Origin of the sequence: Rhizobium rosettiformans, from assembly GCF_016806065.1 — a bacterium.
GTDB lineage: Bacteria > Pseudomonadota > Alphaproteobacteria > Rhizobiales > Rhizobiaceae > Allorhizobium.
On sequence record NZ_CP032405.1, the window covers coordinates 1,182,258 to 1,199,016 of the forward strand.

18 protein-coding genes and 1 riboswitch are annotated in these 16,759 nt (G+C 60.9%); of the genes, 9 read left to right on the top strand and 9 right to left on the bottom strand.

Going from position 1 to position 16,759, the window contains the following annotated elements; translation table 11 throughout:
* Positions 1-65: 65 nt before the first annotated feature.
* Positions 66-749, bottom strand: coding sequence for a response regulator transcription factor (locus tag D4A92_RS05660; RefSeq protein ID WP_006724290.1), 684 nt, complete (start codon positions 747-749; stop codon positions 66-68).
* 151 nt (positions 750-900) lie between these two features.
* On the opposite strand from D4A92_RS05660, the gene D4A92_RS05665 reads away from it, so the two are divergent.
* Both D4A92_RS05665 and D4A92_RS05670 read left to right on the top strand, forming a co-directional pair.
* Complete coding sequence (locus D4A92_RS05665) at positions 901-1,431, top strand: L,D-transpeptidase family protein (protein ID WP_203019845.1); 531 nt, start codon at positions 901-903, stop codon at positions 1,429-1,431.
* Between the two features lie 156 nt (positions 1,432-1,587).
* A complete protein-coding gene (locus tag D4A92_RS05670; RefSeq protein WP_203018659.1) occupies positions 1,588-2,418 on the top strand; it encodes an aldo/keto reductase in 831 nt (276 codons plus the stop codon).
* A gap of 69 nt (positions 2,419-2,487) precedes the next feature.
* Here D4A92_RS05670 and D4A92_RS05675 read toward each other — a convergent pair whose 3' ends face one another.
* Positions 2,488-2,994, bottom strand: coding sequence for a nuclear transport factor 2 family protein (locus tag D4A92_RS05675; protein ID WP_203018660.1), 507 nt, complete (start codon positions 2,992-2,994; stop codon positions 2,488-2,490).
* Between the two features lie 220 nt (positions 2,995-3,214).
* Between D4A92_RS05675 and D4A92_RS05680 the strand changes: the two genes are divergently transcribed.
* The 3 genes from D4A92_RS05680 to D4A92_RS05690 are packed head-to-tail and all read left to right on the top strand — an operon-like array spanning position 3,215 to position 5,872.
* On the top strand, positions 3,215-4,012 hold the full coding sequence (locus tag D4A92_RS05680) for a transporter substrate-binding domain-containing protein (protein ID WP_203018661.1): 798 nt from the start codon (positions 3,215-3,217) through the stop codon (positions 4,010-4,012).
* Positions 4,013-4,049: 37 nt separating this feature from the next.
* The gene (locus D4A92_RS05685) at positions 4,050-4,868 is read left to right on the top strand and encodes an amino acid ABC transporter permease (RefSeq protein ID WP_203018662.1); all 819 of its coding nucleotides are present in this window, start codon (positions 4,050-4,052) and stop codon (positions 4,866-4,868) included.
* On the top strand, positions 4,865-5,872 hold the full coding sequence (locus D4A92_RS05690; protein WP_203018664.1) for a glycosyl transferase family 90: 1,008 nt from the start codon (positions 4,865-4,867) through the stop codon (positions 5,870-5,872). Before D4A92_RS05685 ends, D4A92_RS05690 begins: the two co-directional genes overlap by 4 nt.
* Before the next feature lie 4 nt (positions 5,873-5,876).
* Here D4A92_RS05690 and ppk2 read toward each other — a convergent pair whose 3' ends face one another.
* Positions 5,877-6,770 carry a polyphosphate kinase 2 gene (gene ppk2 / locus D4A92_RS05695; RefSeq protein ID WP_203018666.1) on the bottom strand — a complete coding sequence of 298 codons (894 nt, stop codon included), beginning with the start codon at positions 6,768-6,770 and terminating at the stop codon, positions 5,877-5,879.
* A 329-nt stretch (positions 6,771-7,099) separates the two neighbouring features.
* Between ppk2 and leuC the strand changes: the two genes are divergently transcribed.
* Entirely contained in the window at positions 7,100-8,509 is a 1,410-nt protein-coding gene (leuC, locus tag D4A92_RS05700; protein ID WP_203018668.1) for a 3-isopropylmalate dehydratase large subunit, read from the top strand.
* Positions 8,510-8,691: 182 nt separating this feature from the next.
* Positions 8,692-9,522, top strand: a complete 831-nt coding sequence (locus D4A92_RS05705; RefSeq protein ID WP_203018670.1) for a DMT family transporter — start codon at positions 8,692-8,694, stop codon at positions 9,520-9,522.
* A gap of 68 nt (positions 9,523-9,590) precedes the next feature.
* On the opposite strand, the gene rplS is transcribed toward D4A92_RS05705, so the two are convergent.
* Complete coding sequence (gene rplS / locus D4A92_RS05710) at positions 9,591-10,127, bottom strand: 50S ribosomal protein L19 (RefSeq protein WP_006724279.1); 537 nt, start codon at positions 10,125-10,127, stop codon at positions 9,591-9,593.
* Between the two features lie 278 nt (positions 10,128-10,405).
* Here rplS and D4A92_RS05715 point away from each other — a divergent pair, with 278 nt between their 5' ends.
* Positions 10,406-11,152 carry a sulfite exporter TauE/SafE family protein gene (locus D4A92_RS05715; protein WP_203018671.1) on the top strand — a complete coding sequence of 249 codons (747 nt, stop codon included), beginning with the start codon at positions 10,406-10,408 and terminating at the stop codon, positions 11,150-11,152.
* On the opposite strand, the gene trmD is transcribed toward D4A92_RS05715, so the two are convergent.
* The 5 genes from trmD to ffh form a co-directional block, all read right to left on the bottom strand.
* Complete coding sequence (gene trmD, locus D4A92_RS05720; protein WP_203018672.1) at positions 11,134-11,826, bottom strand: tRNA (guanosine(37)-N1)-methyltransferase TrmD; 693 nt, start codon at positions 11,824-11,826, stop codon at positions 11,134-11,136. The two genes, D4A92_RS05715 and trmD, sit on opposite strands and share 19 nt — an antisense overlap.
* A gap of 7 nt (positions 11,827-11,833) precedes the next feature.
* On the bottom strand, positions 11,834-12,412 hold the full coding sequence (gene rimM / locus D4A92_RS05725) for a ribosome maturation factor RimM (RefSeq protein ID WP_203018673.1): 579 nt from the start codon (positions 12,410-12,412) through the stop codon (positions 11,834-11,836).
* 388 nt (positions 12,413-12,800) lie between these two features.
* Complete coding sequence (rpsP, locus tag D4A92_RS05730; protein ID WP_203018674.1) at positions 12,801-13,175, bottom strand: 30S ribosomal protein S16; 375 nt, start codon at positions 13,173-13,175, stop codon at positions 12,801-12,803.
* A gap of 67 nt (positions 13,176-13,242) precedes the next feature.
* Complete coding sequence (locus tag D4A92_RS05735; RefSeq protein WP_203018675.1) at positions 13,243-13,563, bottom strand: chorismate mutase; 321 nt, start codon at positions 13,561-13,563, stop codon at positions 13,243-13,245.
* Positions 13,564-13,573: 10 nt separating this feature from the next.
* Entirely contained in the window at positions 13,574-15,133 is a 1,560-nt protein-coding gene (gene ffh / locus D4A92_RS05740; protein ID WP_203018676.1) for a signal recognition particle protein, read from the bottom strand.
* 308 nt (positions 15,134-15,441) lie between these two features.
* On the opposite strand from ffh, the gene D4A92_RS05745 reads away from it, so the two are divergent.
* A complete protein-coding gene (locus tag D4A92_RS05745) occupies positions 15,442-16,527 on the top strand; it encodes an MBL fold metallo-hydrolase (protein WP_203018677.1) in 1,086 nt (361 codons plus the stop codon).
* Between the two features lie 57 nt (positions 16,528-16,584).
* Positions 16,585-16,715, top strand: a riboswitch (TPP riboswitch).
* Positions 16,716-16,759 lie beyond the last annotated feature (44 nt).

A 16,759-nucleotide genomic window follows, 5' to 3' on the forward strand; every position in this document is an offset into this window, starting at 1 on the left:
ACGCAAAACGGGGATGAAAACGACACAGAGGTCGCCTTCATCCCCGTCGCATTCTGATCCGTCGCTCAGGGGACGATCTTGTAGCCGCCGTTTTCCGTGACCAGGATTTCGGCATTCGAGGGATCGCGCTCGATCTTCTGGCGAAGCCGGTAGACATGGGTTTCCAGCGTATGGGTTGTCACGCCGGAATTGTAACCCCAGACCTCTTCCAGCAGCACATCGCGCGTCACCACCTTCTGGCCGGCACGATAGAGGTAACGGATGATCGCCGATTCCTTTTCGGTCAGGCGGATCTTCTTGCCGTCCTCGGTCGTCAGCAGTTTCTGGCTCGGCTTGAAGAGATAGGGGCCGACCCCGAAGGTCGCGTCCTCGCTCTGCTCGAACTGGCGCAATTGCGCACGGATACGGGCGAGCAGAACGGCAAAGCGGAAGGGCTTGGTGACATAATCATTGGCGCCCGCCTCAAGGCCGAGGATCGTGTCGGAATCCGTGTCGTGACCTGTCAGCATGATCACCGGCGACTTGAAGCCGCCCTTGCGCAGGAGCTTGACCGCTTCGCGGCCATCCATGTCCGGCAGCCCGACATCCATGATCATCAGATCGATCTGGGAGGCTTTTGCCGTCTGCATGGCGCGGGTCGCATTGCTTTCCTGCATGAGCGAAAACTCTTCATAGAGAGAGAGCTGCTCGACCAGGATCTGCCTCAGATCGTCGTCATCATCTACAAGCAGAATGGTCCGCGTCGTCATCCGTCATCCTTCCGAATTGGTCCCGTGTTCGGGTCTTGCTGCCCAAGTACACTGGATGTAAGCCTTACTCGCAGCCGTTTAAGGGCTATGAATACAACAATATTCACGAACAAGGCAAAAAGTCGTGACCAAGAGGCGGAAGGCAGCGAAAATCGCCGGTTCGGCAGTCAAACGACTGTTAATCCGCCCCGCTCCTGGAAATCAAAGGCAGGCTATTCTTCAGGCGGGATCGCTGACCTTCCGAGCGGCCCTCGGACGCGGCGGGCGTACCAGTCGCAAACGTGAGGGCGATGGTGCGACACCGATTGCGGTCATGCCTCTGCTCTCTGCCTATCGCCGGGGTGACCGTGGGCCCTGGCCTTCAACCCTGTTGAGCATGCGGAGATCATCATCCGACATGCTCTGGTGCGACGCGGTCGGCGATCCGAACTACAATCGCCCCGTCCGCGCACCCTTCAGCCCCAGCCATGAGACCTTGCAGCGGAACGACGAACTGTATGATGTCTGCATCGTGCTCGACTGGAATCTGCGAAGCCGCAAGCGCAGATGTGGCTCTGCAATCTTCCTTCACATCGCAAGACCCGGTTACACACCGACAGAGGGCTGCGTCGCCATCAGTCCTCGGGACATGCGGCGCCTGCTCCCGCATCTCGGTCCCAGCACTACGCTTCAGGTTCTTTGAACCAAGATTAAGGGCTTTTGGGCGGGCCGGGCCTTTCACCGATGGCGGAGCAGCCTAGATACCGAGGTGGCGGACGGCATTTTTTTTGCGCCTCTTCGTGACCGCCAACGATTTCGCGCTGAGCGCAACCAATGACACATCTGGAGATTTCCGCTGATGACAGACCAGACGCATATTGCCCTGAACGACGGCGCCCGCATTCCCCAGGTGGGACTGGGCGTCTGGCAGACACCGAACGACGAAGCGGCTCCGGCCGTCAAGGCCGCACTGTCGGCCGGCTATCGCCATGTCGACACGGCAGCTGTCTATGAAAATGAAGAGGGCGTCGGCGAAGGCATCCGTCAGTCTGGGATCGACCGGTCCGATATCTTTCTCACCACCAAGCTCTGGAACACCGAACAAGGCTATGACCAGACGCTGAAAGCCTTCGATGCCAGCCTGAAGCGGCTGGGAACCGACTATGTCGATCTCTATCTCATCCATTGGCCCTCGGCCCATCGGGGCCTGTTCGTCGACACCTGGAAGGCATTTGTGAAGCTGAAGGAAGAAGGGCGGGCGAAATCCATCGGTGTGTCCAATTTCTACCCGGAGCATATCGAGAAGATCGTCGCCGAGACCGGCGTTGTGCCGGTCATCAACCAGATTGAACTTCATCCGGATTTCCAGCAGCGCGAGGCACGCGCCTTCCATGAAAAGCATGGTATCGCAACGCAATCCTGGAGCCCCTTGGGCCAGGGCAAGCTTCTCGGTCACCCTGCAATCGCTGACATCGCCACCAAGCTTGGTCGTACGCCGGCTCAGGTCATCATTCGCTGGCACATCGACAACGGTCTTGTGGTCATTCCGAAATCGGTCACACCGTCGCGGATCAACGAAAACTTCAAGGTCTTCGACTTCAAATTGTCGGCGGAAGATCTGGATACCTTGAACGGTCTCGACGATGCGGGCGCCCGTATCGGACCGGATCCCAAGACGGCAACCTTCTGATTCACGTGAGACACGGCTGATCGACATGAAACGGGCCGCCACCCGAAAAGGGGGCGGCCCGTTTGCCGTTCACTGTTTGACGGCAGAATCCCAGTGCTCGTCGGCCTTGCCGTCGACGATCCGCCAGGTGTCATACCAGGTGGTGGTATAGGTCTTGGACGGATCCTGAGGATCCTTCTCCTCGCGGACGATGCCGACGGTCACCAGATCGCCCTCGGCTGTGACGAAGGCCACCGGGGTCGAAAGCTTTTCGGGCAGCGGCTTCTTCTCGACTTTCAAGACCTCGGTGAAAAATGCAACGACGGCATCGCGGCCGGAGGCGACGTTCGGATTGTGCTGGATGTAGCGCTCGGTCAAGAAGCGGTCGGCCTGATCCCAGTGCCCGGCCTCTAAAAGGTCGCGCATGATGTGATAGACGACCTGCTTGTTGGCATGCAGCTTCGGATCGGGACTCGTGAACAGGGCCTCCTTGTCGGCCGCGGCAACCACCGCTTCCTGAGCGAAAACCGGGGCGGGATGGGCCGACAGTGAAAACAGGCTGAGGGTAACGGCAAGAATGGCCGATTGCTTGATCATGGTTTCATCCTCGGAGACAGAAGGGGATATCATCCGGTGATACCGCTTGCTGGCCGAAGCAGGTAGAAGGCAGTTTTTTCAGCCGAAGTCTGCAAAACAGAACCGGCACTATGTCTGCTCCACAAGAACTGGGAGCCGGAGATGGTCTCTGGCATGGGCAGTTCTTGCCATCCCTGAACAAGATGTGACACTGTGCGCTGCCACAATTCGGGAGATTTCCATGTTGTTTCGCCGCGCTGTCCTTGCCGGTCTCTCCGCTCTTGCCCTGCTGCCTCTCGCTGCCAACGCCACCGACCTGCCGGATTTGGGCGGCAAGACGGTCGTCGTTGTGACGGAGAATGCCTATCCGCCGCTGCAGTTCGTCGACCCGAAGTCCGGCCAACAGATCGGCTGGGAATATGACGCGATGAACGAGATCGCCAAGCGGCTCAATTTCACGGTCGAGTATCAGAACACCTCCTGGGATGCGATGATCCAGGCCGTGTCGGATAACCAGTTCCAGATCGGCATGACCGGCATCACCATCAAGGAAGACCGCAAGGAAAAGGTGGATTTCTCCGAGCCCTATATGCGCTCCGAGCAGTTCATGCTGGTTCGCGGCGACGAGAGCCGGTTCAGCGACGGCAAGAGCTTCGCCGAGTTCGAAGACGGCCTTGTCGGCGCACAGCCGGGCACGACCCCCTTCTATACAGCCGTCTATGAGATCCTCGACGGCAATGAGCAGAACCCGCGCATCAAGCTGTTCGAGACCTTCGGCGCGACTGTCCAGGCACTCAAAACCGGCGACGTCGATGTCGTGCTGACGGACGGCACGGCGGGCAAGGGCTATGTCGATGCCTCGAATGGCGGCCTGAAGCTCGTCGGTGGCCCGCTCGGTTCGGAAGACTTCGGCTTCATCTTCCCGAAGGGCTCGGAACTCGTCGCGCCCGTCAATGCCGCGATCGCCGCGATGAAGGCCGATGGCACCATCGAGACGCTGAACAAGAAGTGGTTTCTAGACTACAAGATGGGCGAATGAACCGCGTCCAACCCTGCGACCTGAAAGCGGGTAACTGATGGCATTTCAGACCCTTCCGCAGGGTGATCAAAAAGGCGATCGGCCCTGGTGGCTGATCGCCTTCCTTGTGCTGGCGGCAGCACTTGCCGGCGTCATCTTCGTCAGCGACCTCTATGCGCAGGTCTTCAACACGGTGGCCAAGGGTCTCTGGGTGACGATCTTCGTCACGCTGGTCGGCTTTGCCCTGGCGACGGCTCTCGGCCTGCTGATTGCACTTCTTGGAATGTCGGACAGCGTGGTCCTGCGCCAAATCGCCCGGTTCTACGTCGAGGTCGTCCGCGGCATTCCGATCATCGTCCTGCTCTTCTACATCGCCTTTGTCGGCGCGCCCGGCCTTGTCGCGCTCTATAATTTCATCACGTCTCCACTCGTATCGGCAGGCCTCGCGGAGCCTATGGTGGTGCGTGACATCTCCCTGATGTGGCGTGCGATCATTGCGCTGATGATCGGCTATTCTGCCTTCATCGCCGAAATCTTTCGCGCCGGGATCCAGTCGATCGACAAGCGGCAGATCGAGGCGGCCAAGGCGCTGGGCTTGAGCCGCGGCCAGCGCTTTCGTCTGGTGGTGTTCCCCCAGGCGATCCGCGTCATCTTCCCCCCACTGTCGAATGACTTCGTCGCCATGGTGAAGGACTCGTCCCTCGTCTCGGTCCTCGGGGTTGCCGACATCACCCAGATGGGCAAGGTTTACGCCTCCGGCTCGTTTCGCTTCTTCGAGACCTATTCGATCGTGGCCTATGTCTATCTCGTGCTGACGATCGGCCTTTCGATCCTCCTGCGAGGCTTTGAACAGCGCATGAGGGCGCGGCATCGATGAAGCTCCCTGCGCTCGATAAAACGGCAAAGACCATAAATCGCGTGCGCTACTATGCAGCCGGCATCACACGACATGCGGTGCCGCGCGAATGGTATCTGCAGCGGTGCAGACAGATCCTCGGCGAGCTCGAGGCATCACCCGAGCTCGAAGAGCTGATGCGAAGGGCGAACTACTACAACAGATTGCCCCCATGCTCCGTCGAGCCCGGCACGAGATTGAACGCGGTGGACCGGGCCCAGAGCCGCTATTACTTCGATCTCGACGAGTATCTGCGCTATTTTCCCTGTCGGTTGAAGGTCGATTATCTCTTCGGCGACGTGACATGGGTTCCAAACACGCCAAGCATCGTCAAGAGCCGCCCGACCGGAGGGGAGAACGGAAACTCCGTGCTTCTGAACCTCGACAAGCTCCGGCATTTCCGGCTATGCGCCGACGACACGCCCTGGGAGAAGAAGAAGCCGATGGCCGTGTGGCGCGGAGCGCTCAACAATCCACTCCGCATGGAATTGCTACGCCGGCATCATGAGAGCGCGTCTGCTGATGTCGGCCATATCGGAGAAACAAAAGACGGTGTCCAGGCCAAAGGCTTCCTCAGCCCGCAGGACCAGATGGGCTATCGCTATATCCTGTCCATCGAGGGCTTCGACGTCGCCACCAACCTGAAATGGATCATGGCTTCGCGCAGCGTCTGCGTGATGCCGAAGGGGCGCTACGAGACATGGTTCATGGAAGGCGGCCTGATCCCCGACCATCACTTCGTCGAAGTACGCCCTGATTTCAGCGACCTCGAGGACAAGATCGCCGAGCTGGAACGCAATCCGCAATGGGCGCAGGACATCGTGGCCAATGCCAATGCCTATGTCGCCTCGTTCTGCGATCGCAAGACCGAGCGCAAGGTCTCCCTGCTGGTGCTTCAGAAGTATTTCGAAGCGACGGGGCAGCTTCCCCCGTCAGCCTTCAGCCCGCTGTTCTTTCAGCAGACGCGCGAATTACAGCCTGCATGACCCGTCAGTAGGTTTCCGGAACATACATATCCGCCGGCACAGGATGGCGGATGTAGTCTGCATTGCGCACGCGTGCGGGAAGCTCGATCGCTTCCTTTGGCACATGCTCATAAGGCACCTGCGTCAGGAGATGCGCGATCATGTTGAGCCGAGCCTTCTTCTTGTCGACGGCCTGGACCACCCACCAGGGCGCCTCCGGGATATGCGTGCGCTCCAGCATCTCTTCCTTAGCGCGGGTATAGCTTTCCCAGTGTATCCGGCTTTCGAGATCCATCGGCGAGAGCTTCCACTGCTTCAGGGGATCGTTGATCCGCATCCGGAAGCGAAATTCCTGCTCCTCGTCCGTAATCGAGAACCAGTATTTGACGAGGATGATACCGGAGCGCACCAGCATGCGTTCAAACTCCGGGACGGAGCGGAAAAACTCCTCCAGTTCGTCCGGTGTGCAGAAACCCATGACCCGCTCGACACCGGCGCGATTGTACCACGAGCGATCGAACAGAACCATTTCGCCGGCCGTTGGCAGATGCTGCACATAGCGCTGGAAATACCACTGGCTGCGCTCGCGCTCGGTCGGCGCCGGCAGAGCGACGACCCGGCAGACGCGCGGGTTGAACCGCTGGGTCACGCGCTTGATGGCGCCGCCTTTGCCAGCCGAATCACGACCCTCGAACAGCACGACCATTTTCAGCTTCTTGTACTGCACCCAGTCCTGCAGGCGGACCAGCTCATGCTGGAGGCGGAAGAGTTCGCGAAAGTAGATCTTCCGGTCGATCATGGGTTCGGACATGCCGTCGGCGACAAGCTGGTCAAGCCGATCCTCTTCCAATTGCTGCTCAAGCTCCTCGTCGAAGCTGTCGAGGAGTTCGGTTTTGATGCGGTGGATCTCTTCGTTCATTGCGCCGGTTCCGAGAGGGTGCGATACTGACGAAGATCAATCATGCTTACGCGAAAGCTTCATGACAGCCGCATGTCATGGGGTACTCGAACCAATTGCCGACATCAGCGAAAACTGGTATGACGCCGCCCATGGGATCGAAATTCGGATGCCTCGCGAACCAGTTTATCGTGCTGCAGGACCACAAGCGTCTGCCGGCACGCTTCTTCGCGCGCGTTCAAGGGGCCCTTGCGAGCCTTCGCGGCTGAGCTCCTGCGACCGGAAGACCGGCGCGATAAGACCTCACACTTCAAGAAATCCCTTATACTCAGTCTGGATGGAACTCACCCATGAGCGCACCCCGCACCCTTTACGACAAGATCTGGGACGACCACGTCGTCGATCGCCAGGATGACGGCACCTGTCTTCTCTACATCGACCGTCACCTCGTGCATGAAGTGACGAGCCCCCAGGCCTTCGAAGGTCTGCGCATGGCTGGCCGCAAGGTCCGCGCGCCGCAGAAAACGCTTGCGGTCGTTGACCACAACGTGCCGACCTCGCCGGACCGCCACCTCGGCATCAAGAACGAGGAAAGCCGCATTCAGGTCGAGGCGCTCGCTACGAACGCAGCCGAATTCGGCGTCGAATACTACTCGGCTTCCGACAAGCGTCAGGGCATCGTGCACATCGTCGGCCCGGAACAGGGCTTTACCCTGCCCGGCATGACCATCGTCTGCGGCGATAGCCACACCTCGACGCATGGCGCCTTCGGAGCGCTGGCCCATGGCATCGGCACATCAGAGGTCGAGCACGTGCTCGCCACCCAGACGCTGATCCAGAAGAAGGCGAAGAACATGCTGGTGCGTGTGGATGGCGTTTTGCCCGACCACGTCACTGCCAAGGACATCATCCTCGCCATCATCGGCGAGATCGGCACGGCCGGCGGCACCGGCCACGTCATCGAATTCGCCGGCGAAGCCATTGAGGCGCTGTCGATGGAAGGTCGCATGACCGTCTGCAACATGACGATCGAGGGCGGCGCCCGCGCCGGTCTCATCGCCCCCGACGAAAAGACCTTCGAATACATCAAAGACAAGCCGCGTGCGCCGAAGGGCGAAGCGCTCGAGCAGGCGATTGCCTACTGGAAGACGCTGAAGTCCGACGAAGGCGCGCACTTCGATCGCGTCGTCGTACTCGACGCGGCCAACCTGCCGCCGATCGTCTCCTGGGGCTCGTCGCCGGAAGACGTCGTATCGATCGAGGGCGTCGTCCCGAACCCCGACGACATCCAGGACGAGACGAAGCGCACCTCCAAGTGGCGTGCGCTCGACTATATGGGCCTGAAGCCAGGCACCAAGATCACCGACATCGCCATCGACCGCGTCTTCATCGGCTCCTGCACCAATGGCCGCATCGAGGACCTGCGCGAAGTGGCGAAGGTCGTTGAAGGCAAGACGGTGGCATCCACGGTATCGGCCATGATCGTTCCGGGCTCCGGCCTGGTGAAGGAACAGGCCGAAGCCGAAGGTCTCGACAAGATCTTCAAGGCGGCCGGCTTTGACTGGCGCGAGCCGGGCTGCTCCATGTGCCTCGCCATGAACGACGACCGCCTGAAGCCGGGCGAGCGCTGCGCATCGACCTCGAACCGCAACTTCGAAGGCCGCCAGGGCTTCAAGGGCCGCACACACCTCGTTTCGCCGGCCATGGCCGCTGCAGCCGCTGTAGCGGGTCACTTCGTCGACATCCGCAGCTTCAAGTAAGCGCAAGCGACAATCGACCGATTATCAACCGCCCGCTGTAAAGCGGGCGGTTTCTTTTTGGCTGCCCGTTGCAAACAGACGTGAAGCGACTATCGTCGCGCTGTCACAAAACTGTCATCTGCCGCTTGCGGGTCTCTCATGAAAACCAGTGAATTCGCCAACTCGATCCGCAGGCTGCGGTCGTGAGTGCTGTTGCCGTAGGGTTGGCGCTTGTCGCCGCGATCTTGCACGCCAGTTGGAACGCCTTCCTGCGGACAGGAGCAGATCGTCTCTGGTCGATCACCGTGATGAGCCTGGCGGGCAGTATCATCACCCTCCCCCTGCTTTTTACGGTGCCTGTGCCGGGGGCAGCCGCGTGGCCCTATATCCTGCTCTCCGCAAGCCTTCAGGTGGGCTACAGCCTGTTTCTGGTGGCGGCTTACCGGCATGGCGAACTCGGTCAGGTCTACCCGATCGTTCGTGGCACGGTTCCTCTCCTGGTCACGATCGGCGGCTTTGTCTTCTTCGGAGAGGTCTTGGGGCCATGGCAGACCCTCGGCGTCATCATGATTGCGACCGGCATCATGAGCCTGTCGCTTGGCAAGACCCGGGCTGCGACCTCATCGATCCTGTTCGCGCTGACCACTGGCCTGATCATCGCCTGCTATTCGACCGTCGACTCGCGCGGTGTGAAGCTGGTCGAAGAACCCATCGCCTATGCGCTCTGGGTGCTGTTTCTTTTTGGCATCATGATCACGATCGCCTTTGCCGTGGCACGTCGGGGCCTGATCATCGATCTGCGCTCGCCGCTGACCTGGAAGGCGGCCGCTGGAGGCGTCGTCGCCATGCTGGCCTATGGCCTCGTCGTAGTGGCCTATGCCTATGCCCCTGCAGGGCTTGTCACGGCAGTCAGGGAAACAAGTGTCGTCTTCGCCGTCTTGATCGGCGCCCTCCTGCTGGGCGAGCCTCTCACCGTCCGCCGGCTTCTCGCCTGTCTGATCGTTGCCGGCGGCGCAATCAGCGTCAGTCTCTGACAGAAAGCCAAAACGAAAAAAGGCTCCGGAAACCGGAGCCTTTCGTCATGCGATATGCTGGCAGCTGCTTATTCGGCAGAAGCTTCGGCAGCGGCTGCAGCTTCTGCAGCAGCGGCCTTTTCAGCGGCTTCGGCTGCTGCCTTTTCGGCGGCCAGTGCCTGTGCTGCTGCGACCTTCTCAGCTTCCAGACGTGCCTTTTCCTCGGCAACGGCGGCGCGCTCGGCGTCGTTCAGCTTGCGGGCGCGGGTACCGGTGTTCTCGACGATACGAGCCGACTTGCCGCGACGATCGCGCAGGTAGTAGAGCTTGGCGCGACGGACCTTACCACGGCGAACGATTTCGACGCTTTCGACGAGCGGCGAGTAGACCGGGAATACGCGCTCGACGCCTTCGCCGTAGGAGATCTTGCGAACCGTGAAGCTTTCGTTGATGCCGCCGCCCGAACGAGCGATGCAAACGCCTTCATAAGCCTGTACGCGGGTACGGTTGCCTTCCTTGACGGTGACGTTGACGCGGAGCGTGTCGCCCGGGGAGAATTCCGGAAGCTTGCGCTTGGCTTCGATCTTGGCGGCCTGTTCGGCTTCCAGCTGCTGAATGATGTTCATGTCTAACCTCGGTTTTCTTCTGAAACAGCCAGAGCGCTCAACGATCATCCCTTGGAACGAGCCTGAGGATATTGACCCTGACGGGCCGGAGCGAATTCGCAGTTCTTTGTTGTGGCAGACGGGCGAAGAGCCCATTTCCGAGGCGGCCAATACACCAAGACGCTCCGCTTGTCACCCCTGGCGCTGCGAAATTTTGCATGTGCGTTGTGGCGCGAAGCCTTGCGGCGCAGGAACTCTCCTCCTATCACGTCCTCCTCATCATGGAGGAGATGATACATATGTCGATGGCTCTGATCGCGCTGCTCTTTGCGGCGGGCTTCCTGTCTGGCGCTGTCAATGCGATCGCCGGCGGCGGGACCTTCCTCACTTTCGGCGCACTGACACTTGTCGGCCTTCCGCCGATCAGCGCCAACGCCACCTCCTCGGTCACTCAGATCCCCGGCTACATCACATCGACGCTCGCCTATGGCAAGGAATTGCGGGCCATGGGACGCGGGGTATGGGTCCTCGCTGCCGTTTCGGCCGTCGGGGCTCTCGGAGGCGCGCTGTTCCTGATTTCGCTCTCCAATCCCGCCTTCCGAACCATGGTTCCCTGGCTGCTGCTCGTCGCGACAGTGATCTTCGCGGCGGGGCCGAAGTTGAGGCCGAAGACACAAGGCGAGAGCCATCCGGCCAGCCCGCTCGGGCTTGCGCTGCAGGGTGTGACGTCCTTCTATGGCGGCTTCTTCGGCGCCGGCATGGGCATCATGATGCTGGCATCACTGGGGCTGGCGAGCGGCGGTGACTATCACCGCCTCAACGCGCTGAAAAACTTCCTGTCGATCGTCATCGCAGCCGTCGCGATCGTCGTCTTCGTCGGTGCGGGCGCGCTCTCCTGGCTTCACGCCCTGATCATGATCCCGGCCGTGGCCGCCGGCGGCTATGCGGGCGTGGCGATGGCCAGAAAGGTCCCGCAGGCTGTCTTGCGTTGGATCGTGGTCGCCGCAGGTCTGGCGCTTGCCGCCTACTACTTTGTAACCGGCTGATCGGGCAACAGGTCAGGGCGCCGCTCGCCGGTAAGCTTCACCGCCTGCTCATGTCGCCATTTTTCGATGGCGGCATGATTTCCAGATGTAAGAACTTCGGGAATCGCCCGCCCTTCGAAGACCTGGGGACGCGTGTATTGCGGATGTTCGAGCAAACCACCCTCGAAACTTTCATGCACGCCGGACAACTGGTTGCCCATCACGCCGGGCAGGATGCGTACCACCGCATCGAGTAGCGTCAGCGCCGCGGGCTCACCACCCGAGAGGATGTAATCGCCGATCGAGACTTCTTCGAGTTGGCGCGCATCGATCACCCGTTGGTCGACGCCCTCGAAGCGCCCACAGACGATCACTACGCCTTCACCTGCGGCAAGTTGTCGAACCCGCTCCTGCGTCAGCGGACGACCCCGCGGGCTCATCAGCAGGCGAGGACGTCCATCGTCGGCTATGGAATCGATGGCACGCGCCAGCACATCGGGACGCAGCACCATGCCGGCACCGCCACCCGACGGGGTATCGTCGACGCTGCGATGTCTGTCTTCGGCGAAATCGCGGATCTGCACCGCCTCCAGGGCCCAGTCGCCACGCTCCATCGCCCGGCCCGCGAGCGCCAGACCGAGATGGCCCGGAAACATGTCCGGATAGAGCGTCAGGATGGAAGCCTTGAAAGGCATGGGACGCTCAGCGGCCATTGTTCGGCCGCGGCTTGCCGCCGGCATTGCCGTAGGGCTTCTCTTCCCCGTCATCCTTCAGACCGGCTGCAATCGGATCGACGAGCAGACGGCCGCCTTCGAGATCGATCTCGAGCACGGCGGCTTCGGAAAAAGGAATGAGCACGGGCCGCTTGCCGGGGCCCTTCAACTCGAGCAGGTCACCGGCGCCGAAATCATAGACGGCGGTCACCGCGCCGTAGTGATTGTTCTCGGCGTCATAGACCTCGAGGCCTTCGAGATCGGCATAATAGAATTCGTCCTCGTCGAGATCGTCATCCGGCAGCGCATCCCGGTCGACAAAAAGCTCGGTGCCGTTGAGTGCTTCGGCGGCGTTGCGATCGTTGACCCCGCGGAAACGGACGAGGGCCACCGTCTTGCCGTCACGGATCTCGAGGATCTCGAACTTTCGACCATCGGCCGCATAGAGGAAGCCGTAGTCGCCGAGACCGAGCGGATCTTCGGTGAAGGTCTTGACCCGCACCTCGCCCCGGAGCCCCTGGGCGGCACCGATCACGGCCATCAGTATCGGATTTTCAAGCTTGCTCATGAGTGGGAACGGTCCTGCACACGTCTCGGTTCGACATTCCTTTTATACCAAGTGTCGATGATAGAAACCCATAGGATCGGCTCGACCGCCCTTTCTGGCTAGGAGAGGTCCGAAGAGCGATGCTGGCGCATCGGTCAAGGAGCTCGACGACGCCAGAACGGGCGGGAAGCCGACCAAAGGTGGCTTATTGTGGGCCTCTGGCGTTGTTGCGCTGCTTGGCCGATGCGACAGCATCGCCCGGCGCGCCGCGCCTAGCCAGAAACCCACAATAAGCCATCCTATCGGTTCCTATCATCGACACTTGGTATTAGGCGGAAGCGACCGGAAAGAAAACGCAAAAACGGGCGGTGGGATGACCCACCGCCCGCTGAAAACGGCTATTTGCCGATTATTCTGCAGCGGCTTCCGAAGCGGCGGCAGCAGCGTCAGCGGCCTTCTGGGCACGCTCGGCAGCGCGCTCCTGAGCCTTCTTGCCCGGCTTTGCCTTGTCCGGGTTGCTGCGGGCGGCGCGCTCGGCGAGACCAGCTTCAGCCATGAAGCGAAGAACGCGGTCGGTCGGCTGTGCGCCCTTGGCAACCCAAGCCTTGATGGCTTCTGCGTCCAGCTCGACGCGCTTTTCGTTGTCCTTGCCCAGCATCGGGTTCCAGGAACCAACCTTGTCGAGGAAACGGCCGTCGCGCGGCGAACGGGCGTCGGCAACGACGATCTGGTAGTACGGGCGCTTCTTGGAACCACCGCGGGCGAGACGAATCTTGAGGGACATTGCATTACTCCTTAGGTTTTCGATGCAGGCTGCCGGGGCATACCTGTTTTTCTTGTTGAGGCCGCCGTCAGGCGGTCTTTTCGGTTGCACCGCCATGTTCGGCGGCAATGGCTTCATGATGCCGGATGACTTCCTTGATGATGAAGTTCAGGAACTTCTCGGCGAAATCCGGGTCCAGATTGGCATCCTGAGCCAGATGGCGCAGGCGGGTGATCTGGTATTCCTCGCGCGCCGGATCGGCGGGCGGCAATTCGTGTGTGGCCTTCAGCACGCCGACGGCCTTGGTGCAGCGGAAGCGCTCCGCCAGCATGTGGACCAGCGCCGCGTCGATATTGTCGATCGACTGGCGATAGCCTGACAGTTGCTCCTTGACGGACGAATCAATCATCGGCGCCCTCTCACTTCTTCTTCGGCAGGCCTGGAAGGCCGGGGAAACCGCCACCACCGAGGCCGGGAAGTTTCTGACCCCCAAGACCCGGCAGGCCGCCAGCGCCCAGACCGGGCAAGCTGCCAGGCTTCATGCCGGCCGCTTCCGCCTGCTTGGCAAGCGCCTCAAGCTGCTTCGGATCCATTTTCGACAGATCCGGCATGCCCATGCCGCCGAGGCCCATCTTGGAGGCGAGACCGCCCATCATCTGCTTCATCATGCCGCCGCCCTTCTTGCCGCCCATGGCTTTCATCATGTCGGCCATCTGGCGATGCATCTTCAAGAGCTTGTTGATGTCGGAGGCATCAGTGCCGGAGCCGGCCGCGATGCGCTTCTTGCGGGAATGCTTCAAGACGTCAGGATTGGCGCGTTCGGCCTTGGTCATCGAAGAGATGATTGCGAGCTGACGCTTGAACACCTTGTCGTCGAGACCGGCGGCCGAGATCTTGTCCTTCATGCCGGCCATGCCCGGCATCATGCCCATGATCCCGCCCATGCCGCCCATGGCCTGCATCTGCTTGATCTGTTCGGCGAGGTCGTTGAGGTCGAACTTGCCCTTGGCCATCTTCTCGGCCATGGCGCGGGCCTTGTCCGCGTCGATGTTCTCGGCGGCCTTTTCGACCAGCGAAACGATGTCGCCCATGCCGAGGATGCGGTCGGCGATACGGCGGGGATGGAACTCATCGAGCTCCGACATCTTTTCGCCGACACCGATCAGCTTGATCGGCTTGCCGGTGACGGCACGCATCGAAAGGGCAGCACCACCACGGCCATCGCCGTCCATGCGGGTAAGAACGAGGCCTGTGATGCCGACGCGTTCGTCGAAGTTGCGGGCGAGATTGACGGCGTCCTGACCGGTCAGCGAGTCTGCGACGAGCAGGATTTCATGCGGCTTGGCGCGAGACTTGATCTCGGCCATCTCGATCATCAGCGGCTCGTCGATATGCGTACGGCCGGCGGTGTCGAGGATGACCACGTCATGGCCGCCAAGCTTCGCGGCTTGCACAGCACGCGATGCAATATCGGTCGGCGACTGGCCGGCAATAACCGGCAGCGTATCGATGCCGGTCTGCACGCCGAGCTGGCGAAGCTGTTCCTGAGCGGCCGGACGACGCGTGTCGAGCGAGGCCATCAGGACCTTCTTCTTGTCGCGATCCGTCAGGCGCTTGGCGATCTTGCCAGTGGTGGTGGTTTTACCCGAGCCCTGCAGACCGACCATCATGATGACGACGGGCGCTGCGGCATTGAGATCGATCGACACACCTTCCGTGCCGAGCATTTCGACCAGCTCGTCATGGACGATCTTGACGACCATCTGCCCGGGCTTGATCGATTTCAGGACCGAGGCGCCAACGGCCTTTTCGCGGACCTTTTCGGTGAAGGCGCGGACCACTTCGAGGGCCACGTCGGCCTCGAGAAGAGCACGACGGACCTCGCGCAGAGCAGCCGAGACATCCGCCTCGGACAGCGCGCCACGGCCGGTCAGTCCATTCAGAATGGATCCAAGACGGTCCTGGAGGTTCTCAAACATCGGCTCTTCCTTGCATGGTTTCGGACACCCGAAACCTCGGTCTTCTCCGCGCGGAAAACAAGACGCAAAGCCAAAAAGCACCCGAGGGCGCAACGCGCTGTCGGGTGTTGACCTCCGGGATCTCTTTATACCTTCACGGGTCCCGGTCGGCGGCTCGGAGTGCTCGTCTCTTCGCAGATTGCGGCGGATAAACAGGAAAACGGCCGGGAAGTCAAGCGAAGTCCGGAGGAACAAGGACTTCACGCGGAGTTGACGATCTGCGGCACGCCCATTGTCGTACAACCGACGAAACCACATATGGGTATGCCATGAACAGACGCAGCTTTCTCAAATGGTCGGGCTTCGGCCTTGTTGTCGCAACACTCGGAGGTCTCGGCTTGCGCGAGGCACATGCGGGCAACCGCTATTATTCCGGCCCCATGTCGGATCATTTCGATGGCAAGGTTTTCTTCAACCCGGGTGGCGAAGAGCCCCGTGGTCTCTCCGACCTGCTCCGCTGGCAGTTCGAAGGCGGCAAGATGGAATGGCCGAAACCGGTCACGGCCGCCGACGTCGTCACCACGAAGCCGGAACCCCGCATCGAAGGAAGCCGGCTTGTCGTCACCATGGTCGGCCATGCAACGCTGCTCATCCAGACGGCCGGCTTGAACATCCTGACCGACCCGGTCTGGTCGGAACGCGCGAGCCCCGTGCCCTTTGCCGGGCCGAAACGCAACAATCCGCCCGGCGTCGCCTTCGATGACCTGCCGAAGATCGACATCGTGATCGTAACCCACAATCACTACGACCATCTCGACGTCGCGACGCTCAACAAGCTGGTGCGTGCGCACAATCCGCAAATCATCACACCGCTCGGCAATGACACGATCATTCGCGCGGCAAATCCATTTTCTCGAACCACTGTCATGGACTGGGGCGATCGGCTCGATCTCGGAGGTGGATTCGTCTTCCACTGCGAGCCCTGCCATCACTGGTCCGCACGCGGCATGGGTGACCGGCGCATGGCACTCTGGGCCGCCTTTGTCATCGAGACCCCGGCCGGCAAGATCTACCATATCGGCGACACCGGCTATGCCGAGGGCAAGCATTATCGCGAAGTCAGGGAAAAGCATGGCGACATCAGGCTCGCGATCATGCCGATCGGTGCCTATGAGCCGCGCTGGTTCATGAAGGCGCAGCACCAGAACCCGGAGGAGGCGATTTCAGGCTTTCGTTCGAGCGGCGCGGCTTTCGGCATCGGCCACCATTTCGGCACCTTCCAGCTGACCAATGAAGGCATCGACGATCCGCCGAAGGCGCTCGCGACAGCGATGTCTGCTGCCGGGATCGGCAGCGGGCGCTTCAAGGGCCTGCGCCCCGGCCAGCAGTTCGAGGTGCCGCGCGCCGGCGCCTGAGGCCCGAAGGCTCCCCAAAGGCTCGTTGACAGCAGCCGAGCTTTTGGCCAGACTTGAAGCATTCACCAGGGGTGTCCCGACAAGGGGCTGAGATTTCGCTACGCCAAACCGCAAGGGACGAGCAGCGCGATGACCCGTTGAACCTGATCCAGTTCATACTGGCGTAGGGACGGTGCGAGCGCTGCAGAACGACGATTCGAAAACCCGAATCCCGTGGCGTCTTTCCATCATT